The organism is Acrocarpospora macrocephala (assembly GCF_009687865.1).
In the GTDB taxonomy this organism is placed as follows: Bacteria; Actinomycetota; Actinomycetes; order Streptosporangiales; family Streptosporangiaceae; genus Acrocarpospora; species Acrocarpospora macrocephala.
This window is the reverse complement of the sequence record NZ_BLAE01000018.1, coordinates 101,895-122,870: the sequence shown is the minus strand read 5'-3', so window position 1 is coordinate 122,870 and position 20,976 is coordinate 101,895. Positions and strand designations below refer to the sequence as shown.

The 20,976-nt window shown below is 68.8% G+C and carries 15 protein-coding genes and 1 pseudogene; 11 read left to right on the top strand and 5 right to left on the bottom strand.

Translation table 11 applies throughout. The features are described 5' to 3' along the window. Both Amac_RS17680 and Amac_RS17675 read right to left on the bottom strand, forming a co-directional pair. A complete protein-coding gene (locus Amac_RS17680; protein WP_155355479.1) occupies positions 1 to 1,059 on the bottom strand; it encodes a glycosyltransferase family 4 protein in 1,059 nt (352 codons plus the stop codon). Beyond that, a complete protein-coding gene (locus Amac_RS17675) occupies positions 1,056 to 3,386 on the bottom strand; it encodes a methyltransferase domain-containing protein (RefSeq protein ID WP_155355478.1) in 2,331 nt (776 codons plus the stop codon). Before Amac_RS17675 ends, Amac_RS17680 begins: the two co-directional genes overlap by 4 nt. A gap of 220 nt (positions 3,387 to 3,606) precedes the next feature. Between Amac_RS17675 and Amac_RS17670 the strand changes: the two genes are divergently transcribed. After that, positions 3,607 to 4,440, top strand: coding sequence for a polysaccharide deacetylase family protein (locus Amac_RS17670; protein WP_155355477.1), 834 nt, complete (start codon positions 3,607 to 3,609; stop codon positions 4,438 to 4,440). Between the two features lie 8 nt (positions 4,441 to 4,448). Here Amac_RS17670 and Amac_RS17665 read toward each other — a convergent pair whose 3' ends face one another. Next, positions 4,449 to 5,921, bottom strand: a complete 1,473-nt coding sequence (locus Amac_RS17665; protein ID WP_155355476.1) for a glycosyltransferase family 2 protein — start codon at positions 5,919 to 5,921, stop codon at positions 4,449 to 4,451. Between the two features lie 260 nt (positions 5,922 to 6,181). Here Amac_RS17665 and thrC point away from each other — a divergent pair, with 260 nt between their 5' ends. The 5 genes from thrC to Amac_RS17640 all read left to right on the top strand — a co-directional run bounded on the left by thrC (position 6,182) and on the right by Amac_RS17640 (position 12,978). Then, positions 6,182 to 7,240 (top strand): threonine synthase, encoded by a 1,059-nt coding sequence (gene thrC, locus Amac_RS17660; protein ID WP_155355475.1) that lies wholly within the window; start codon positions 6,182 to 6,184, stop codon positions 7,238 to 7,240. 17 nt (positions 7,241 to 7,257) lie between these two features. After that, a complete protein-coding gene (gene thrB / locus Amac_RS17655; RefSeq protein WP_246268415.1) occupies positions 7,258 to 8,151 on the top strand; it encodes a homoserine kinase in 894 nt (297 codons plus the stop codon). Positions 8,152 to 8,549: 398 nt separating this feature from the next. Beyond that, positions 8,550 to 10,595 carry a transcription termination factor Rho gene (gene rho, locus Amac_RS17650; protein ID WP_155355473.1) on the top strand — a complete coding sequence of 682 codons (2,046 nt, stop codon included), beginning with the start codon at positions 8,550 to 8,552 and terminating at the stop codon, positions 10,593 to 10,595. A 338-nt stretch (positions 10,596 to 10,933) separates the two neighbouring features. Beyond that, a complete protein-coding gene (locus Amac_RS17645; RefSeq protein WP_246268413.1) occupies positions 10,934 to 12,322 on the top strand; it encodes a sensor histidine kinase in 1,389 nt (462 codons plus the stop codon). Positions 12,323 to 12,339: 17 nt separating this feature from the next. Next, on the top strand, positions 12,340 to 12,978 hold the full coding sequence (locus tag Amac_RS17640) for a response regulator transcription factor (RefSeq protein ID WP_155355522.1): 639 nt from the start codon (positions 12,340 to 12,342) through the stop codon (positions 12,976 to 12,978). A gap of 187 nt (positions 12,979 to 13,165) precedes the next feature. Here the strand turns inward: Amac_RS17640 and Amac_RS17635 are convergent, their stop codons facing one another. Next, positions 13,166 to 14,278, bottom strand: a complete 1,113-nt coding sequence (locus Amac_RS17635; protein WP_155355472.1) for a hypothetical protein — start codon at positions 14,276 to 14,278, stop codon at positions 13,166 to 13,168. 156 nt (positions 14,279 to 14,434) lie between these two features. Then, entirely contained in the window at positions 14,435 to 15,502 is a 1,068-nt protein-coding gene (locus Amac_RS17630; RefSeq protein WP_155355471.1) for a hypothetical protein, read from the bottom strand. A gap of 293 nt (positions 15,503 to 15,795) precedes the next feature. On the opposite strand from Amac_RS17630, the gene rpmE reads away from it, so the two are divergent. From rpmE to Amac_RS17605, 5 genes and pseudogenes are all read left to right on the top strand, one after another. Further along, a complete protein-coding gene (gene rpmE, locus Amac_RS17625; protein WP_155347310.1) occupies positions 15,796 to 16,014 on the top strand; it encodes a 50S ribosomal protein L31 in 219 nt (72 codons plus the stop codon). A gap of 110 nt (positions 16,015 to 16,124) precedes the next feature. Further along, positions 16,125 to 17,171, top strand: a complete 1,047-nt coding sequence (gene prfA, locus Amac_RS17620; RefSeq protein WP_155355470.1) for a peptide chain release factor 1 — start codon at positions 16,125 to 16,127, stop codon at positions 17,169 to 17,171. Between the two features lie 26 nt (positions 17,172 to 17,197). Next, a complete protein-coding gene (gene prmC, locus Amac_RS17615; RefSeq protein WP_155347312.1) occupies positions 17,198 to 18,052 on the top strand; it encodes a peptide chain release factor N(5)-glutamine methyltransferase in 855 nt (284 codons plus the stop codon). Between the two features lie 8 nt (positions 18,053 to 18,060). After that, positions 18,061 to 18,705, top strand: a complete 645-nt coding sequence (locus Amac_RS17610) for an L-threonylcarbamoyladenylate synthase (RefSeq protein ID WP_155355469.1) — start codon at positions 18,061 to 18,063, stop codon at positions 18,703 to 18,705. A gap of 246 nt (positions 18,706 to 18,951) precedes the next feature. Beyond that, positions 18,952 to 20,976: pseudogene (locus tag Amac_RS17605) on the top strand (hypothetical protein); the annotation flags it as partial.

Below are 20,976 nucleotides of genomic sequence, written 5' to 3'. Positions count from 1 at the left end.
TTAGATCTTTTCGAGCGTGGCGTTGATCATCTTCTGGTAGGCGGCCAGCGCGTTCACCGGGCGGGTCAGCTCCGCCACCTGGGGAACGGTGGACAGCAGCCGGGTGCGGAAGTCGGAGTCCAGCAGGGCCTGGCGGGTGAGCGCGGCGGCGGCGTCCCAGTCGCCCTGGGCGTACATCGCCTCGGCGGGGAGGATCTCCGGCAGGGCGCCCACCGCCGGGGCGATCACCGGGCAGCCGCGGATGAGGGCCTCGGCCACCGACATGCCGAACGACTCGTTGGTGGTGGTGGAGAGCAGCACGCCGCCGTTGAACCCGATCGTGGAGTAGACCGCGGGCATGTTCCGGTACTCCAGCCGGGGCCACCACTGGCCGCGCGACAGCGAGGGAAAGGTGGCCAGCTTGGTGGTGAGCGCCTGCACCTGATGGGCCGGCGCGGTGTAGCCGCCGATGATGAGCGGCACCACGTCCAGGCCCACGCTCTGGCAGACCGTGTCCATGATGTCGGTCGCCGTCCGCCACCGCTTGTGCCCGTCGAGCTTGCCGACCCAGGCGATGGGCGCCTCGTTGAGCTGCGGCGGGTTGGCGTCGGCCCGCCAGTCGTCGTCCAGGCAGTTGGGCACGATCGAGATGGGCGCCACGTCGCCGAGACCCTGGTCCCGCAGCATGCGCTCCATGTACTCGCTCACCGTGACGATGTGGGTGAGCCCGTTGAACTGGCCCTGGTCGCGCAGGTAGGCGAGGTTGGGCGTGGTGGTGTGCACCTCAAGCACCAGGCGGCCCGGCTCGCCCGCCTCCTGCCAGGCGGCGATGAAGCGCGGGCTGTCGATGACCACCACGATGTCGGGGCGCAGCTCGCGGATGGCCTGGACGCGGTCGTCCGCGCTGGGCGTCATCCGCACCACGCCGGGCGGGAAGTTGCCCGCCATCCCGTGGTCGGCCTCGTAGAGGACGGTCACGTCGTACTCGTCGGACAGGTGCGGGTAGCGGTTGAGCAGTTGGGTGGAGACACCGCCGAGCACGCCGTACCGGTAACAGAAGACAATCCGTGGCCTGCTCATCGTGTCCCGTCCAGTAGCGCCATGAGCCCGGTACGGCCCTTGGCCTCGGTGTGGTGGGAGAGCCGGGAGTAGGTTTCCACCCGGCGTTCCCAGGTGTTGTCCTGGAGCCACCGGGCGATCCGCTCGGTGTCCGGTTCGGTGCCCAGCAGGCGCGGCACGAGGGCCAGGAACTCCTCGGCGGACTCCGTCACGGTCACGCCGGGGTAGTCGCGGCACTGCGGGAAGTAGGTGGCCAGGACCGGCAGCCCGAGGTGCAGGTACTCGTACACCTTGATCGGGTCGACCGCGTCGGCCAGCGGGCCGTTCTTGAAGGGGATCACCGCCAGGCCCCAGGTCAGGCTGCGCTCGGCCAGCTCCTGGTGACCCACCATGCCGAGCAGCCGGACGTTGGCGGGCAGGTTCAGCTTGGGCTCCTGGTGCCCGGCCAGTTCCAGCACGTAGTCCGGGTAGCGCTCGGCGGTGTCGATGATCAGCTGCCAGTCGAACCACTTGTCGGTCAGGTGGCCGAAGTAGCCGATCACCGGCCGGTCCGCAGGCCGGCGCGGCCGTGGCGGCTCGGGAAAGGCGGTGTCCAGCGCGTTCGCCACCACATGCACCTCGCGCGAGGCCGCGATGGCCGACATCTTCCTGGCCAGCGGGCGGGAGACGGCGGTGACGATGTCGGCGTGGGCGGCGATGTAGCGCTCGTGCCCCGGGTGGTACCACTTCGCCATCCCGACCTTGGCGAACTCCTCCCAGTCGTCACGCGCGTCGTAGATGGTGACCCAGCCGTGCTGGGCCGCCGTCACCAGGTTGCGGACCATGAGGTCGTGCGGGAAGGAGGCGAACAGCAGCTTCCGCTTGCCGCCGAAGTCGGCGCGGAGCAGCTCGTCGAGCAGGCTCGGCGTGATGTCGATCGGGCTCTGGAACAGCAGCACGTCCGGGTGCTCCGGCAGCGGGTCGGTGGCGTGCCAGCGGTAGTAGTTGAAGAAGACCGGGCAGTGCCGCTTCAGGTAGACGTTGGTCAGCCGGATCGGCCGGTTCCCCCGGTGTTCCTGGACGAACGTCGTCCCGGAGAACATCAGGATCACCTCATCGCCGTCCGCGGCTCTGGCGGCGTCCAGCCACTCCCGGAACTGGGCCTCCACGACCTCCATCGGGACGGCCACGGCTTCGGCGGGCTTGGCCACCGGCGCCTTGACGGGGTTGGGCGCGGGGTTGGGCGCGACCTCGGCGTTCGGCGGCGTTTCCGGGCGAGGCGTTTCCTGGCGAGGCGCGGGGGCGGACAGGACCTTGGCCCGCTCGCGTGGATGAAGAATCCGGCGATACCCCGTGATCAGCCGCCACGCCCTCGATTTGCGGATCCGCTCGATCTGCGCGCGATGGTCCTGAATTGTCCGGCGCAGGGTCTGGATCTGCTGTTTGAGCCGGGTGGCCTCAATCCGCATCAGCCTCAACTCGGCACGCAGCTCGGTGACCTGCTCCCGCTCGCTCTCCAGGCTGGCCGTCATCGTCGCCCGGGTCTCACCGGCCCGCTGGGTGGCCGCGCGGTAGGCGGCGTTCGCGGCGTCGAGCTTGACCCGCAGCTCCCTCGCCGCGGCGGTGCTCTCGGCCAGGCGTTGCTTGAAGTCGTCGTTCTGGCCGGTCGCGCGCCGGTAGGCGGCGTTCGCCGAGTCCAGCTTCGCCCGGGTGCCGTGCAGGTCCTCGGTCAGCTGCCGCTCGCGGGCCAGGAACGCCCGCTCCTCGGAGTCGAGCGCATAGCGCGGCTCCCCGAGTGGCTCGGCCCTCCTGCTGCCCACGGCGGCCACGTGCCGCTCCAGGACCGTCAGCTCGTGGATCTCGAAGAGCGGCTCGAGCAACCGGCGCAGCGCGGCCCGGTAGAAGGTGCGGTGGTGGTCCTGCTGGTCCAGCATGCCGTACGGCACGGTCACCACCAGCGTCCCGCCGGGCTTGAGCACGCGGAACAGCTGGGTCAGCAGCGCGCCTGGGTCGCTCACCTGGGTCAGCACCTCGGTCGCCGCGGCGGCGTCGAAGGACTGGTCGGCCACGCCGGTGAGGGTCTGGCCGTCGCCGACCTGGAAGTCCAGCCGCCGGGCCACGTCCACGGGCAACTCGGCACGGCGGGCGGTCGCGTACGTGATCGCGGTCTCGTCGAGGTCCAGGCCGAGCACCTCGTCGCCGCGTTGCGCGGCGAGCAGTGGCACGGTGCCCTGCGAGCAGCCCACGTCGATGATGCGCCCAGCCGGCAGGTGGTCCAGAACCCAGTTGATCCGGTTACGCGTCAGTGACTGCGTGGCCTGATCGACTCCACGCCCGTGGTAGGCCTCGTTTACGGAATCGTTGTTCACCAGGATCCTCTATAAAGATCTGCCCCGGGTGGCACTCAGGCCTCGTACGGGCACAGAAGTTACGCAAACTGCTAGAAAAGTCAAGCTATCACTTACAGGGGCGCAACCAGGTGGTAAAGGCAAAGATCGTAATGTGGCGGACCAGGTCACGCGACATATGGCCATAAGCTGACAGGTCCTTGGTTAGGATGGGCGGCCCATCGGCAGATGAAGAGGATCAATGGAATCGCCAGTTGACCGGCGCAAAGCGCTGAAGACGATTGGCGGGCTGTCGGCCGTCCTCGCCGGGGGAGCGGCGGCCGGGGTCGCCGCGGACCGGTACCTGCGCTCCGGAGACTCCGCCGCGCGCACGGAGAAGCCCGCCCCCGCCCTCGCGACGGCCAAGCCGTCGGACCGGGCCCGCGGCCACGGGATGATCACCTGGGCGGTCGAGACCAGGAAGAAGCTCATCGCGCTGACCTTCGACGACGGCCCGGTGCCGAACTACACGCCGCTGGTCCTGGACGCCCTGGACGAGGAGAAGGTGCCCGCCACGTTCTTCCTCGTCGGCCGGACGCTGACCAGGAATCCCAAGATCCTGGACGGCAGGATCGACCGGCACGAGATCGGCAACCACAGCTGGCTGCACAAGAGCCTCAACGACCTCGGCGACTACGAGGCCGTCCGGACCGACCTCACCCAAGCGCACGAAGCCATCGCCAAGATCACCGGCCGGGAGGTGCGGCTGCTCCGGCCGCCGTTCGGCCACCTCGGCGCGGTTCCGATGCGGGTCGCCGACGGGCTGGGATACCGGGTCGTCCTGTGGTCGCAGGGCGTCGTCGAAGCGAGTTTCCAGAAGGACCCGGATTCGGTCATCCCGTACGTGGTGGACAACGTCACCCCAGGAACGATCTTTCTCGCCCATGACGCGGTCAACACCTACGAACCGGTCTTCCTGCGCCGGCTCGGGCCGATCATCCGGCAGCTCCGGGCGAAGGGCTACGAGTTCGTCACCGTGTCGGACCTGATGGCTGAGCGCGAGGAAGGCGCCACGCTGATCACCACCAAGGGCTGAGTCCGTCCTCATCGCGGGGAAGGCCGGCGGAAGATGCGGACCCGCAACGGTGGCTCCGGCTGTGGCGCCGGCGGCAGGGCAGGCAGCTCGCCCGCCCAGAAGGTCTTGGCCTCGCTGTGCCGTACGCCATGGGTCTGGGCGATCACCTGGGCCGGTGAGGACGCCGGATCGGCCAGCAGCAGGGCCCGGCTCACCGCCTCGGTCCGCTCCATCCTGGCGGTCCTGCCGTCCGGCAGGGTGACCACCAGCAGGCCGAGACCGTCCTCAGTCATCCGCTTGGTCATGCGTTCCAGCGAGGTCGGTTCGAGCGGCAGGTCCACCGGGCCGACATACCGGAACGGGATCGGCGCCGCGCTCGGCGGGATCTCCTCGGTGAGCCGGACGCGCGGGTCGTGCGCGAAGCCCTCGCGCAACATCCGCAGCTCGAACCCGGAATCGCTGAGCACGCCGTGCCGCCCCAGGGGCAGCTTGGACCAGGGCGCGACCAGGGTGACCGAGACGTCGGGGAGCGTTCCGCTGAGCGCGGCGTCCACCGCCCTGCGGCCGTCCCGCTCGGCCACGTGCTCGACGTTCAGGACCACCTCGACGTAGGGCACCAGCCACTGCCTGGAGCGCTCCTTGCGCAGGTCGCGGCGGAGCGGGATGCGATGGGCCAGGAACGGCTCGACCGCCCGCACGGTCGCCGACCGGTTGCGCCGCTGGGAGGGCAGCCCGAGGTGGACCGCCCTGGCCTCCGGGTCGGGCACGAACACCGAACCGGCCTGGGCCAGCCGGTAGGCGAACTCGGTGTCCTCGCCCCGGATCACCTCCGGGTCGAACCCCCCGGCGTCCTGGAAGAGCCGGCGGTGCAACGACAGGGTGGGCCCGGTGCACACGTGGTAGGGGTTCTTGCTGCGCCGCAGGCCGTCCAGGCGCTGGATCGTGCGCTCGGTCGAGCTCGGCACCGCGTGGGACAGGTCGAAGAGCTCCTCCACCCGGTCCTGCGCCACCGCGTCACGCACGGCCGCGGGGGCGCCCCCCGAGTCCTCGACGAACTGCTTGGAGCCGATGGTGACCAGGTAGTCGGTCAGGTGGTGCCAGCGCATGAGCGCCTCGAGGTGCTCGCGGTAGAGGATCATGTCCGCGTCCAGCCGCTGGATGACCGTGCCCTCCGAGGCGGCGGCGCCGACGTTCACCGCGTGCGCGGGCCCCCAGCCGTCGCCGTCGGCGCGGACCAGGCGGGTGTTCTGGGGCCGGATCTCGGGCAGCCCCAGCGGCGGATCGCTGCCGTCGTCCACGACGACGACCTCGGTGAGGTCCGCCGGGTAGCTCTGCGCCACGAGCGAGGCCAGGGTGAGATCGAGACGGTGCTGCCCGCCGTGCGCCGGAACGATCACGCTGACCGAGGTCGCCGGTTCCCACTGCCCCAGCACCGGGGGCGTCAGCGGCGAGTAGTCATTGTGCGCGATCAGTGGGCGCCGTCCCGCTGTCCGCCCCGTCATTGCTCCCGCACCTCATGTTGTCGATGTCGTCGCGGTCGCGGTGGCCCGCACCGAACCTTGCCGTTGTTACTGCCCCGTGCGCTGAGGGTATCGAAGGAGCCTGGGAGTTCTCCGAGAAGGTGTCCGGAAGCCGGGACGGCTGTCCAGCTGCGTGTCCACCTGATGGACACGGCATCACCGGCGGTGGCCGGTTGGCCCTAGACTCGGTGCCCAATACCGCAGGTAGCGTGTGCCATCCGCGCGCGCGGGACGGAGCAATCATGTCCAGGGCTTGGCGTGGTCTCATCGAGGAGTACCGGGATCGGCTCCCGGTGAGTGCGGCGACGCCCGTGGTGACGCTGCTGGAGGGCGGCACGCCGCTGGTTCCGGCGCGCCGGGTCTCCGAGCTGGTCGGCTGCGAGGTCCACCTCAAGGTCGAGGGTCTCAACCCGACCGGGAGCTTCAAGGACCGGGGCATGACCATGGCCATCAGCAAGGCCGTGGAGGAGGGCGCCCAGGCGGTCATCTGCGCCTCCACCGGCAATACCAGCGCGTCCGCGGCGGCGTACGCGACGAGGGCCGGGCTGACCTGCGCCGTGCTGGTCCCGCGCGGGAAGATCGCGATGGGCAAGCTGGCCCAGGCGCTCGTGCACGGCGCCAAGCTGCTGCAGGTCGAGGGGTCCTTCGACGACTGCCTGGAGATGACCAAGAAGCTGGCCGAGAACTACCCGATCGCGCTGGTCAACTCGGTCAATCCGTACCGGTTGCAGGGGCAGAAGACGGCCGCGTTCGAGATCGTGGACGCGCTCGGCGACGCGCCCGACGTGCACTGCATCCCGGTGGGGAACGCGGGCAATATCTCGGCATATTGGATGGGATATCGGGAATACGCGGCGGACGGCCTCGCCAGCAAGCGGCCCAGAATGTTGGGGTTCCAGGCGAGTGGGGCGGCGCCGATCGTCAACGGGGCGCCGGTGACCCACCCGCACACGATCGCCACCGCGATCCGGATCGGCAACCCCGCCTCCTGGCGGCTCGCCGAGGCGGCCAGGGACGAGTCGGGCGGCGACATCCAGGCCGTCACCGACCGGCAGATCGCGGCGGCCTACAAGCTGCTCGCCCAGGGGGAGGGCGTGTTCGTCGAGCTGGCCTCGGCGGCCAGCGTGGCGGGGCTGCTGCAGGCGCACGAGCGCGGGCTGATCAACCCCGGCGAGCGGATCGTCTGTACGGTCACCGGCAACGGACTCAAGGACCCGGACTGGGCCATCTCGGGCGCGCCCACCCCGGTCACCATCCCGATCGACGTGTACGCGGCGGCGGCCGCACTGGAACTTGCCTGACGGGGAGACGCATGCCAATGAGCGTTCTGGTCCGGGTGCCCGCGACCAGCGCCAATCTGGGACCCGGATTCGACAGCCTGGGACTCGCACTCGATCTGCACGACGAGGTCGAGGTCGAGCTCGCGGGAGACGACGTCGAGATCGAGATCGACGGCCACGGGGCGGGGGAGGTGGACCCCGGCGAAGGCCACCTGATCATCTCCACCATGCGGGCGACCTTCGACACGCTCGGCGTCGACCAGCCCAAGGGCATCCGGCTGCGCTGCCGCAACCGGATCCCGCACGCCCGCGGCCTCGGCTCGTCCTCGGCCGCGATCGTGGCGGGCGTGCTCGCCGCCCGCGCGTTCGCCGACGCTCCCGGGTTCGACGACGCGTGCGCGCTCGAACTCGCCGCCCGGATCGAAGGCCATCCCGACAACGTCGCACCCTGCCTGTACGGCGGCTTCACCATCGCCTACACCGCCCAGGGCACGCCGCAGGCGGTCACCCTGCCCGTGCACGAGGACGTGCGGCCCGTGGTCCTGATTCCTGATTTCCGGCTGTCCACCGAGGCGGCCCGGGGCCTGCTGCCCGCCACCGTGCCGCACGCCGAGGCCGCCGCCAACGCCGCCAACGCCGCGCTGCTGGTGCACGCGCTGACCCGGCGGCCGGATCTCCTGCTGACCGCCACGCACGACCATCTTCATCAGAAATATCGCGCGCCTGCCATGCCGCGCACCGCTGACCTGGTAGAACGTCTGCGCTCTGCCGGGGTTCCCGCGGTAGTCTCAGGAGCGGGGCCCACAATTCTTGCGTTTTCCATCGGATCTGCGCAGGATTTGATCGCGCCAGAAGTGGGTAGTGACTGGCACATCCAGCCGCTGAACGTCGACCCGGTGGGTGCGTTCGTTCAGTTTCCTGAGACACGCTGATGCCTCTTCGACCTTCAGGGAATAGCTGTGTGCGCTGGTGATGTTAGGCTGATAGCCGCACCAGGTGCCCCCGTGTTGGGTGCGTGCTTGTCATTCGCACATCTCCGCACTTCGCTTCGCCGAAGCAGTGGGGATTTCCCGGAATCTGCCTCCTCCAGTCGCTCACGCGGTCAGGGGCGGTGTATTCGGAGACATGCGCGTTCGAACCACCTCGACATCTGGTCGGTGGTGGCAATCCGGGGGGATTCCCCCGGGCCTCTACCGCTCGTGAATCTCGGTACCCAGAGGGATCCATGCATGAGGTTCGCGAAGCCCGACCCGGTCTGTCCCGCCGGGTCGCACCACCGGGACGCCTGGACGAACAAGCCCGGCGCCCGACCCCTGGGAAGGACCATTAGTTGAGCGACACCACCGAACTCCTCGCCGACGCACCCGCCGGCGACGCCCCCACCGCCGCCGCGGCGCGCTCGCCGCGTCGTCGCTCCGGCACCGGCCTGTCCGCCATGGTGCTGCCCGAGCTGCAGGCCATGGCCACCAGTCTCGGCATCAGCGGCACCGGACGGATGCGCAAGAGCCAGCTCATCGCGGCCATCCAGGAGAAGCAGGGGGGGGCCGCGGCACCCGCGGAGGCGAAGCCGGCGGAACCGGCGCCGGCTGAGCGCCCCACCCGTGCCCGCCGGGAACGTTCCCGGGCCACCGCCGCTCCCGAGCAGGCCACGCTGCCCGTCGCCGAGCCTCGCCCGGAGCCGGAACCCGTCGCTCTGGAGCGCGTGGACAGCGCTCCGGCGGCCCAGCCCGCCGTCCAGTCCGCCGTACAGTCTGCGGCCCAGTCTGCGGCCCAGCCCGTCGTGCAGTCCGCGCCCGAGCCGCAGGCCGCTCCGGCTCAGGCCGCACAGACCGAGGTCACGCACGGTGACTCCCGCGACAGCCGGGGCGAGCGGATGAACGACCGCCGCGAGCGCCGGGGACGCAACGACCGCGGGGAGCGCGGCGACCGCCGTGACCGCGGGGACCGGGGCGACCGCACCGACCGTGCGGACCGCACCGAGCGCACGGACCGTAACGACCGCACCGATCGGGGCGAGCGCACCGAGCGCACCGAGCGGATCGACACGCGCGCGGCCGACGGCGGCGACAATCGGGGCCGCGACCGTCAGGACACCCGGCAGGACAGCCGCCAGGACCGCCAGAGCGGGCCCCCCGGGCAGGACGACGACCCGCGTGGCCGTCGCGGCAGGTTCCGGGAGCGCAACCGCCGTGGCCGGGACCGTTTCGGCGACAGCAACGAGCCCGTGGTGAGCGAGGACGACGTCCTCATCCCGATCGCCGGTATCCTCGACATCCTGGACAACTACGCCTTCGTCCGGACCAGCGGCTACCTGCCCGGCTCCAACGACGTCTACGTCTCGCTCGCCCAGATCCGCCGCAACGGCCTGCGCAAGGGCGACGTCATCACCGGGGCGGTCCGCCAGCCCCGCGAGGGCGAGCGCCGGGAGAAGTTCAACGCGCTGGTCCGCCTCGACACGGTCAACGGCATGGAGCCCGACCAGGCCAGGCAGCGGCCCGACTTCAACAAGCTCACCCCGCTGTATCCGCAGGAGCGGCTCCGCCTGGAGACCGAGCCCAACATCATGACGACGCGGATCATCGACATGGTCTCGCCGATCGGCAAGGGCCAGCGTGGTCTGATCGTCTCCCCGCCCAAGGCGGGCAAGACCATGGTGCTGCAGTCCATCGCCAACGCGATCACCCGCAACAGCCCCGAGTGCCACCTGATGGTCGTCCTGGTGGACGAGCGTCCTGAAGAGGTCACCGACATGCAGCGGTCGGTGAAGGGCGAGGTCATCCACTCCACCTTCGACCGTCCGGCCGAGGACCACACCACGGTCGCCGAGCTGGCCATCGAGCGCGCCAAGCGCCTGGTCGAGCTGGGCCACGACGTGGTCGTGCTGCTCGACTCGATCACCCGCCTGGGCCGGGCCTACAACCTGGCCGCCCCGGCGTCCGGGCGCATCCTGTCCGGTGGTGTCGACTCGACCGCCCTCTACCCGCCGAAGCGGTTCTTCGGCGCCGCGCGCAACATCGAGAACGGCGGCTCGCTGACGATCCTGGCCACCGCGCTGGTGGAGACCGGCTCCAAGATGGACGAGGTCATCTTCGAGGAGTTCAAGGGCACCGGCAACATGGAGCTCAAGCTCAGCCGCTCGCTCGCCGACAAGCGCATCTTCCCGGCCGTGGACGTGGACTCCTCCAGCACGCGTAAGGAAGAGATCCTGCTCGGCAAGGAGGAGCTCCAGGTCGTCTGGAAGCTGCGCCGGGTGCTGCACGCGCTCGACATGCAGCAGGCCCTGGAACTCCTGCTGGAGAAGATGAAGGAGACCAAGTCCAACGCCGAGTTCCTGATGCAGGTCCAGAAGACCACCGTCAGCAACGACCGCGACTAGCCTCACTCCGAGAAACGCCCCGGGTGCTCGCCACCCGGGGCTTTTTTCGTGGGTACGCCCCCGCGACGCGCCCAGATGCGGACGTGGCACAGGTGAGACCCCACAATGTTTCGCCCTGGATGCTCGTTTCGTGGGTCGCCCTCGCGGCGTGCCCGGACGTGGACGTGACACCGGAGGAAGCCCCGTAACGTTATCGCCCCGGGCTCACCGCATGCGGTTGTCATGGGTGCGCCCTGGGGACAGCTCCAGGATGGAGACGCCCGCTCGCTCCATACCGCCGCGCCAGGCGGGCTTGGCATGCTGCACAAGCTGTATATGTCCGGTTTGCGGGAGGCGAGATGATGACGGCTGACCAGCGGGGTTCTGCCGCAGCGTTCGAGGCTCTGCTCGGGGAATCGGGTGCGGAACACTCGAGCGAAGGTCCGGCCGCCGCGGACGTGGCGGAGCGTGGGCCGCTGCGCGATCGGGTGCCGTTCGGGCGGTGGGGGCCGCTGGGAGTGGCGGTCGATCCGGCCACCTGGCGGGCGGTGCCGTACCTGCTGGGGAGCATCGTGCTCGGGGGGTGCTACTTCGTCGGGCTGGTTTTCGCGATTCCGGTGTCGGTGGCGTTCATAGTGGTCTGGGTGGGGGTGCCGATGCTGGTGCTCACCATGTTCCTGTGGCGGTGGGCGGCCATGCTGGAGCGGCGGCTGGTGCGGTGGTCGTTCGGGGTGAAACTGGAGGATCCCTACCGGGCCAGGCCGGAGCGGGGGTTCTGGAACCACGTCGGGTGGCTGTTCGGGGATCCGGCCACCTGGAAGGACCTGGGATACCTGCTGCTGCTGTTCCCGGTGGGGATGGTGGAGTTCGTCGCCTCGATGGTGTTCTGGTGTGTCTCGCTTTGGCTGATCGTCGGCCCGATTCCGATCGTGCTCGGGAACGAGTGGCTGTCGATCGGCGAGTTCGAGGTGGACACGGTCGCCGAGGCCGTTCCGGTGACGATCCTAGGATTCGCGCTGGTCTTCGCCGGTCTGTACGCGATACGCGGCCTGGCCTGGCTCCACGGCGCCCTGGCCCGGCTGCTGCTGGGGGCCGACGAGACCAAGGTCCTCGCGGCCAGGGCCGACCGGTTGCGGGCCAGCAGGGCCAGAGGTGTGGACGCGGCCGAGACCGAGCGCCGCCGGATCGAGCGGGACCTGCACGACGGCGCCCAGCAGCGGCTGCTGGCGGTGGCGCTGGATCTCGGTCGCGCGCAGGCCAAGATGGACGCCGATCCGGAAGCGGTCCGGGAACTGCTGGCCAGCGCGCACGCGGGCACCAAGGCGGCGATCGCCGAGCTACGGGATCTGGCTCGGGGGATCTATCCGGCGATCCTCACGGATCGGGGGCTCGACGCGGCGCTGTCGTCGCTGGCCGGGCGGGCCCCGGTCCGGGTGGACGTGTCGGTGGAGATCACCGAGCGGCCGCCGCCGGCCGTGGAGAGCATCGCCTACTTCATCGTGGCCGAGTCGCTGACCAACATGGCCAAACACGCGGCGGCGACCGAGGCGCGGGTGCACGTCAGCAGGCAGGATCTGCGGGTGGTAGTGGAGGTGGCCGACAACGGGGTCGGCGGGGCGGTCGCCGTACCGGGGGGTGGGCTGGCGGGGCTGGCCGATCGGGCCGCGACCATCGATGGGATCGTCACCGTGGACAGCCCGCCCGGCGGGCCCACCCTGGTCCGGGCGGAGCTGCCCTGCACGTGGTGAGCTCTAGTCTGGACGGCATGCGGGTCGTGATCGCGGAGGATTCCGTGCTGCTGCGGGAAGGGCTCACGCGGCTGCTCGCCGACGGCGGGGTGGCGACGGTGGCGGCCGTCGGGGACGGGCCCGCGCTGGTGGCGGCGGTCGAGGAGCACCTGCCCGACCTGGCGGTGGTCGACGTGCGCATGCCGCCCTCGCACACGGATGAGGGGTTGCGCGCCGCGCTGGAGGTGCGGGCGCAGCGGCCGGGCTTCCCGATCCTGGTGCTGTCGCAGTATGTCGAGGAGCGGTATGCGACCGAGCTGATCGGTGGCGGTGCCGCCGCCGTCGGATACCTGCTCAAGGAGCGCATCTCCGACGTCGCGGAGTTCTTCGACGCGGTACGGCGGGTGGCCGGGGGCGGGACGGTCATCGATCCCGACGTGGTCGTGCAGTTGCTGAGCCGGCGCCGCCTGCCGAGGGAACGGCTGAGCGGGCGGGAGAACGAGGTGCTGGGGCTGATGGCGGAAGGGCGCTCCAACAGCGCCATCGCCGCCCGGCTGGTCATCTCCGAGGGGGCGGTCGAGAAGCACATCTCCAGCATCTTCCTCAAGCTGGGGCTGGATCCCGCACCGGACGATCACCGCAGGGTGCTCGCCGTGCTCGCCTATCTGGGGCATTGAGGTACGGCACTGGCTGGGGGGAGCGGCTGGGCCGCGGGTTGGAACCTTGGGCTGGGTGTTGGATCTGGCACACGGGGCTGGGATTGTTTCTGGGGCATGGGCTGGGTGTTGGTTCTGGGGCATGGTCCGGGCATGAAAACGCCCCCGTGTCCAGGCCCGGACACGGGGGCGAGTATTCAACGGCGAGTTACCTCACGTCGACGAACTTCGACGGAGACCAGGCCGACTTGGTCGTGCTGGTCGCGGTTGCCCCCAGGCGCCAGTAGCCGTCGTACTTGGGCTTGACGGACTTGCTGAACTTGCCGGAGGAGTTCGAGCCGACGTAGCCGACGAACTTCCAGGTCTTGGTGCCCTTCTTCTTGAAGTAGAGCTTGAGGATCTTCTTCTTCCAGGCGCCCCACGAGGTGTAGCCGCGGTAGACCTTGCCGTAGAGCTTGGTCGCCTTGCCCTTCTTCACCTTGGACGGCGAAGCGACCAGGGTGATCTTGGACTTGGCCTTGCCGGAGGTGCCCTTGGTGACCGTGAAGCCCTTGACGAAGGCGTAGGTCTTGGAGCCCCGGGTGACGCTCACCTTGAGCTGCCACGCACCGGCCGTGGTGTCGTAGTCCATCGAGGTCGAGTCGTGGTAGGAGTCGTCCGACTCCAGACCAGTGTTCAGCGAGTAGTAGTCGTCGCTGTCCTTGCTCTCCAGCCGGACATCGGTGACCTTCTCGTCGCTGGCCGCACCGCCGCGCTCCAGCTTGAACGCCGCGTAGACGTCGATGTCCGAGCCGGACTTGAGCTTGACCGTGCTGGGGTCCACGCTCGCGCTGGTCACCCGGGTGGCCTTGGCAACTTCGAAGGGGTCGTCCCTGACCACAGGGTTGGGCGCGGGGGTAGCGTCCCCGGCAACCGAAACCTTGATCGTCCACTTGCCCGTGGTAGTCGGCTTGTCGGAGGAAGCGATCGGAATCGAGCCGGTCACGTCCAGAGTCGCCGGCGGGGTCGCCGTGGCGGAACTGAGGTTGGCGATGGCGTTGACGGTGGCAGCTGTGCCCGCGCCAGACGTCGCCTCGCCTTCCTTGTAGAAGACAGCCGTCACTTTGGGTGCCTTGCCCTCCACGAAGGGCGGCTCCGTGATGGTGAACTTGAAGGGCATCTTGTCGCTGCCGCTGGGCGGGACAAAATTATCGGACACCGTGATGGTGCCGATGCTAACGGCGAGGGCGTTGGCGGGGGAGGCGACGGTGATGGCCGCACCGCTGCTGATAACCGCTGCCCCCGTTACGGCCGCAAGTACCAGCCGCAGGGTCTTCCTCATGTTGGATGGCCCCTTACATCAGTCAATTGGAGGGAAAAGTCGGGCTTGTGAGCCTAGTGGGGCTGGTGGGAGTCGTCCAGCCAAAGGGCATAACGTAGCGGAAAACGTGAAAGCTCGCACAGAAACGGACTTCTGTGCGAGCTTTCAGGACTTGCGCTAGCGAACGTCCACGTACTTGTAGGACGACCACTTACCGAGCGTGACCGAGGTGGCGAAGGCGCCCACGCGCCAGTAGCCGTCGTACTTCGGCTTCACGGTCTTGGTGAACTTGCCGGAGTTGTTCGCGCCGATGTAGCCCGCGAACTTCCACTTCTTGGTGCCCTTTTTCTTGAAGTAGAGCTTGAGGATCTTCTTCTTCCAGGGGCCCCACGAGGTGTAGCCGCGGTAGACGATCCCGTACATCTTGACGGACTTGCCCTTCTTGACCTTCGTCGGGCTCACCTTGAAGGTGATCTTCGACTTGGCCTTGGACGTGGTGCCCTTGCTGACGTTGAAGCTCTTGACGAACTCGTACGTCTTGGTGCCACGGGTGAAGGTGAGCTTGGCCTGCCAGCGACCGGTCGCGGTGGAGGAGTCCATCGAGACGTAGTCGTAGTAGGTCTTTCCGTCAGCCTCGAAGCCGGTCTGCAGCGAGTAGTAGTCGGAGGTCTCGTCGCTCTCGACGCGCGCGTCCTTGAAGACCTCGGACCCGCCCTTCTCGACGATGGCCCGAATGCCCACGTCGACAGAGGAGCCGGACTTCAGCGTGACGTTGTCCGGGTCGATATCGAAGTTGGCCACCTTGGTGGCGGGCTGGACGGTGAAGTCGGTGGTTGCGCCCCAAAGAGGGTCGTCGGCAGCGGGGGCGGTCGTGGCATTGTTGAGCGCGAGTTGCAGCTGCCACTTTTCGCTCGCCGTGTCACTGACCGACACGGGAACACTGCCCTTGACAACAACTTCCGTAGGAGGGGTCCCCGTGACGTTGGCAGGCTGTGTGACGTTGGCGGCTGCCCACGTCTTAGGCGACGCCGTGTCGTCCTTGGTGAACCGGGCCCAGACCGTCTTCTCGGGCGTTCCGGAAGCGGTGTAGGGATCTTTCAGCTTGACCGAGAAGTCGATCACGCTGCTGCCACTCGGCGGCAGGAACGAGTCCACAAACGAGACGGCTCCATCGAAGATGGGAGCCGCACTGGCGGGGGTTGCGGTGATGGCCACACCGCTGGCGATCATCGCCGCCCCGCTCACGCCTGCAATGAGATTCCGCAGGCCTTTCCTCATGGATTCCCCTAACTTAGGTAATTTTGAGGGAAAAGTTCGGGTTTGAGCACGTGAGCCTACTGGGGCTGGTGGGGCGCGGTCCACCTGATCGTGTGGGTTCTCACGGAGTTCCCAGGCTCCCGATCTGGCCCCGGGAATGCGGATTGGCCTGGGAGGGTTCCAGCATCTGGCACACTGGTAGCCGAACCGCAGCGGTTCCGGTTCCCGCCCCCAGGCTGGCAGAGGCGACCCGGCGACCGCCCCTCGGAGAGGAAAATGGTATGAAGCCCGACATCCACCCCGCGTATGTCGTCACCAACGTGACATGCACGTGTGGGAACACGTTCACTACGCGGAGCACCGCCACCAGCGGTTCGATCCACGCCGACGTCTGCTCGGCCTGCCACCCGTTCTACACGGGCAAGCAGAAGATCCTCGACACCGGTGGCCGGGTGGCCCGCTTCGAAGCCCGCTTCGGCAAGAAGACCGCGGGCAAGTAGCTCCTTTCCAGACGCCGACTCGGAATCGTCCCCTTTCGTCGGGGGCGGACCCGGGTCGGCGTTCTTGGTGATTGGGCTGTCGCAGGGCTTCTTCCAAGAAAGGACGCGCGGTGAATCTCGACGAACTCATCGGCGAGTACACGGATCTTGAGCAAAAACTCGCCGATCCGGCCGTGCACGCCGACCAGGCCAAGGCGAAGGCGTACGGCAAGAGGTATGCGGCGCTGACGCCCATCGTGGCCACCTACCGCGAGCTGGACGGCGTCCGCGAGGACATCAAGGCCGCCAGGGAGCTGGCCGGCGAGGACGCCTCGTTCGCCGCCGAGGCGGACGAGCTGGAGCTGCGGATTCCGGCGCTGGAGGAACGGCTCAAGCACCTGCTCGTGCCGCGCGACCCCAACGACGACAAAGACATCATCATGGAGATCAAGGCGGGCGAGGGCGGCCAGGAGTCGGCCCTGTTCGCGGGCGACCTCCTGCGGATGTATCAGCGATATGCGGAACGGGTGGGTTTCCGTACCGAGGTCATCGACGCGCAGCACTCCGACCTAGGCGGATACAAGGACGTCACGGTCGCGATCAAGGCCAAGAACGGCGCCTGGGGGCGGCTCAAGTTCGAGGGCGGCGTGCACCGGGTGCAGCGCGTTCCGGCCACCGAGTCGCAGGGGCGCATCCACACCTCCGCCGCCGGGGTGCTGGTCTACCCCGAGGCCGAGGAGGTCGACGTCCAGATCGACCCGAACGACCTGCGCATCGACGTTTACCGGTCCGGCGGGCCCGGCGGGCAGAGCGTGAACACCACCGACTCGGCGGTGCGGATCACCCACCTGCCGACCGGCGTCGTCGTCTCCTGCCAGAACGAGAAGAGCCAGCTGCAGAACAAGGAGTCGGCGATGCGCGTGCTGCGGGCCCGGCTGCAGGCGCTGGCCGAGGAGGAGGCCAACGCCGCCGCGATGGCCGAGCGCAAGTCGCAGATCCGCACCGTGGACCGGTCGGAACGGGTGCGGACCTACAACTTCCCGGAGAACCGCATCTCCGACCACCGGGTCGGCTTCAAGGCCTACAACCTGGACCAGGTCCTCGACGGCGACCTGGACGCCGTCATCCAAGCACTCCTCGACGCCGAGCTGGCGGAGAAACTGGCCGCCCACTCCTGAACCCTGTAAATGAACCCAGTGAAAACATGACCTTCCTCCTGGACGAGATCGCCCTCGCCACCGCCCGGCTCGCCGAGGCCGGTGTGCCCTCGCCGCGCACCGACGCCGAGGAGATCGCCGCGTTCGTCCACGGGGTCAGCCGGGGGCGGCTGCACTCCGTCAAGGACTCCGACTTCGACGCCCTGTTCTGGGAGGGCGTCGCCCGCCGCGAATCCCGGGAGCCACTCCAGCACATAACCGGAAGGGCATACTTCCGTTACCTTTCGCTGGAGGTCGGGCCCGGCGTCTTCGTGCCGCGCCCGGAGACCGAGGTGGTCGCGGGCTGGGCCATCGACCGGCTGAGCGAGATGGACGTGGCGTCCCCGGTGGTGGTCGATCTGGGTACGGGTTCCGGCGCGATCGCGCTGTCGATCGCCCAGGAGGTCGCGCTGGCCCAGGTGCACGCGGTGGAGATCGACCCGGTGGCGTACGGCTGGGCGAAGCGGAACATCCTCGAGCACGGGCAGGGGCGCACCTCGCTGCATCCGGAGGATCTCGCCGACTGCCTGCCGGAGCTGGACGGGCAGGTCGATCTGGTCATCTCCAACCCGCCGTACATTCCGCCGGGGGCGGTGCCGCGCGACCCCGAGGTCCGCGACTACGATCCCAGCCGCGCGCTGTACGGCTCGGGCGAGGACGGCCTGGACGAGGTCAGAGCGGTGGAGCGCACGGCCAGGCGGCTGTTGCGGCCCGGCGGTCTGGTCGCGGTGGAGCACGCGGACGAGCAGGGCAACGCCGTTTACTGGCTGTTCTCCGAGGACAACGGGTGGCGGGACGCGCGGCTGCGGCAGGATCTGACCGGGCGGGATCGTTTCGTCACGGCCAAGTTCGGTCAAGAGTGAGGGATGTCATGAGTCGTCGGTATTTGTGTGCGAACCCCGGTGAGCGGGCGTCCGGGCTGATCGACGCGGTCTCGGCGGTGCGCAGCGGCGAACTCGTCGTGCTGCCGACCGACACCGTGTACGGCATCGGCGCGGACGCGTTCACCCCGACCGCGGTCACCGCGCTGCTCGAAGCCAAGGGCCGGGGGCGGGACATGCCGGTGCCGGTGCTGGTCGGGACCGTGCGCGCGGCGAATGCGCTGGTGGAGGGGCTCGGGACGTATGGACAGGATCTGGTGGACGCGTTCTGGCCGGGGCCGCTGACCCTGGTCTGCCGGGTGAACCGGTCGCTGACCTGGGATCTGGGGGAGACCAAGGGCACGGTGGCGTTGCGGATGCCGCTGCACGGGGTCGCCCTCGACCTGCTCAAGGAGACCGGGCCGATGGCCGTCTCCAGCGCCAACCGTTCCGGCGCGGCGCCCGCGACCACCGCGGCCCAGGCCGAGGAGCAGCTCGGCGAGTCCGTCGCCGTCTATCTGGACGGTGGACCGTGTGACGACAGTGTGCCCTCCACGATCCTGGATCTCACCACAGCGGTCCCGCGGGTGCTCCGCCAGGGGGCGATCCCGGCCGACAAGATCAAGGCCATCGTGGGCTATCTGGCGACCGACTGAGCCACCGCCAAGAGCGGCATTCTGACGGCGGAATGACGAACTCAGGTTCCCGGGTAATCCCTGTCTTGTCCCCGGTATTCGGCCTGGCCAACCTCCGGTTGATCCATTAGGGCCGATTCATGCCGTCTGGCTATCGCCCTCCGTGTACGGCGTCCGCCGAAGCTACCGTGAATCAAGGAAACGCGCCCGGCCGCTGCGCCCGCAGCCAGCGCGACCATTGACGCTGACTTCTCGCGGAGCGTGCTCATGGCGAAGCTGGACGGGATGGACCCCAAGCTGGTCCGGGAACTCCTGGCGCAGATCACTCGTGCGGGTGAGCAGATGGACCTCGTCGAGGCGAAGGTGGCCCAGTTCACCAGAACCGCCGGCGTCCCCATCCGCGCCACCCACCGTCCCTCCCTGGTCGCCGACGCGGGCGCCACCATGGTCAAGGACGTCTCGGCCCGCCTCGCCCTCCTCGAAAAGCGCGAGAAGCAGGACCCCCCACCTCGTCCCGCCACCGACGAGAAACCCCCCAACCCCTCCGGCGGCCCCTCGTCCGACACCAACAACGACACCACCAAGCCCGCCGAAGACCCCAAACCCAGCAAACCCGCCTCCGACGGCTCCCCAGAAAAGCCCGACCCCAAGGGCGAATCTGAGAAACCACCCACAAAGGGCGAGTCGGAGCAGCCACCACCGTCCAAGGGTGAGTCGGAGCAGCCGCCACCCTCGAAGGGCGAGTCGGAGCAGCCACCGCCATCGAAGGGCGAGTCGGAGCAGCCACCGCCATCGAAGGGTGAATCGGAGCAGCCACCACCGTCCAAGGGCGAGTCGGAGCAGCCACCGCCATCGAAGGGCGAGTCGGAGCAGCCACCGCCATCGAAGGGTGAATCGGAGCAGCCACCACCGTCCAAGGGCGAGTCGGAGCAGCCACCACCTTCGAAAGGTGAGTCGGAGCAGCCTCCGCCATCGAAGGGTGAGTCGGAGCAGCCTCCGCCATCGAAGGGTGAGACCGAGCAGCCTCCGCCGTCCAAGGGTGAAGATGAGCGGCCCGTCGAGCCGAAGCAGCCTTGCGACGATGACACCCAGGTGGACACGCCGCGGAAGGATCACCGGGACGACATCGATCAGACCGGTGGGCGTCAGGTGATCATTGTGGATGGGGTGAAGGTCGTCTCTACTCCGCTCAACCAGCCGTCGGATGAGTATCTGGCCTGGTTGAGCGAGCACATGCAGGAGATCGATCCCATCGACACGCCCGGCACGCTGGACGGTGTCTACATCACCAACGGCGACGGACCGCAACCTGTCGGCCCGGCCGGTCTGGTGCAGCCGATGGAACCGAGCATTCCCTTCGATCCGCCCCAGCCAGGGCTGGCCCCCGGCGACCCGATGGGCGAGTACATCGGTACCCCGGCCGACAACCTCACCGAGGAACCCCCGTACTCCCCGTCCGGCCCCGACAACTCCTCCGGTGCCACCAACCCGGCCGGACTCACCAACCCGGACCTCACCCCAGGCGACCCGACGGGTGACTACATCGGCACCCCGGCGGACAACCCCACCGAGGACCCCCCGTCCGAAGCCGACAACTCTTCCGGCACCGCGGGCAACCCCACCGAGGAGCCCTCCGGTTCGCCGGACATCATCGGCCCCACCGCCCCACTCGGCCAGGGCGAGCCTTCGGCCATCGGAGCGGGCGGCGACCTGCCCGCCCAGAACCCTGGACCCAGCCAGGACACCCCGACCCAGGACTCGCCGCGCGGCCAAGATCAGCCGCCCGTACCGGACTCACGCGGCCAGGACCAGCCACCCACGCAGGATTACCCGCGCGGTCAAGATCAGCCGCCTGCGCAGGATTCGCCGCGTGGCCAGGACCAGCCGCCCGCCCAGGACTCCCCGCGCGATCAGGATTCGCCCTCCGCCCAGAACCCTCCGGCACGCGACGGCGACGACTGCCCGAGCCCGGGAACCTCGGAAAGCCCGGGAACCTCGGATAACGCGGCGTCAGGAAACTACGGAGCCGCCTCGAACGGGTCGGGATCCGCGATCGATCCGCGCACGCTAGCCGCGCAGCAGCCGGGCGACGTGCTCTCCGTGCCCGCCGGTCAGCTGGACGACGACGCCCTCCGCGCCCTGATCGCCCTGCACGAGAACATCGGCCCGATGGACATGCCCAGCATGTCGGGCAACGAATGGGCGGGCTCGCTCAACCCCGAACCCACCCTCCTGATCGGCTCCGCCGAGGAGATCGACCCGCGCGCGCTCGCCGCCCAGCAGCCGGGCGAC

What these genes read in the sequence shown, in the direction of transcription:
- Amac_RS17680 (WP_155355479.1), bottom strand. Translation starts at nt 1,059, where the DNA reads ATGAGCAGGCCACGGATTGTCTTCTGTTACCGGTACGGCGTGCTCGGC.
- Amac_RS17670 (WP_155355477.1), top strand. Translation starts at nt 3,607, where the DNA reads ATGGAATCGCCAGTTGACCGGCGCAAAGCGCTGAAGACGATTGGCGGG.
- Amac_RS17665 (WP_155355476.1), bottom strand. Translation starts at nt 5,921, where the DNA reads ATGACGGGGCGGACAGCGGGACGGCGCCCACTGATCGCGCACAATGAC.
- thrC (WP_155355475.1), top strand. Translation starts at nt 6,182, where the DNA reads ATGTCCAGGGCTTGGCGTGGTCTCATCGAGGAGTACCGGGATCGGCTC.
- thrB (WP_246268415.1), top strand. Translation starts at nt 7,258, where the DNA reads ATGAGCGTTCTGGTCCGGGTGCCCGCGACCAGCGCCAATCTGGGACCC.
- Amac_RS17645 (WP_246268413.1), top strand. Translation starts at nt 10,934, where the DNA reads ATGATGACGGCTGACCAGCGGGGTTCTGCCGCAGCGTTCGAGGCTCTG.
- Amac_RS17640 (WP_155355522.1), top strand. Translation starts at nt 12,340, where the DNA reads ATGCGGGTCGTGATCGCGGAGGATTCCGTGCTGCTGCGGGAAGGGCTC.
- Amac_RS17635 (WP_155355472.1), bottom strand. Translation starts at nt 14,278, where the DNA reads ATGAGGAAGACCCTGCGGCTGGTACTTGCGGCCGTAACGGGGGCAGCG.
- rpmE (WP_155347310.1), top strand. Translation starts at nt 15,796, where the DNA reads ATGAAGCCCGACATCCACCCCGCGTATGTCGTCACCAACGTGACATGC.
- prmC (WP_155347312.1), top strand. Translation starts at nt 17,198, where the DNA reads ATGACCTTCCTCCTGGACGAGATCGCCCTCGCCACCGCCCGGCTCGCC.
- Amac_RS17610 (WP_155355469.1), top strand. Translation starts at nt 18,061, where the DNA reads ATGAGTCGTCGGTATTTGTGTGCGAACCCCGGTGAGCGGGCGTCCGGG.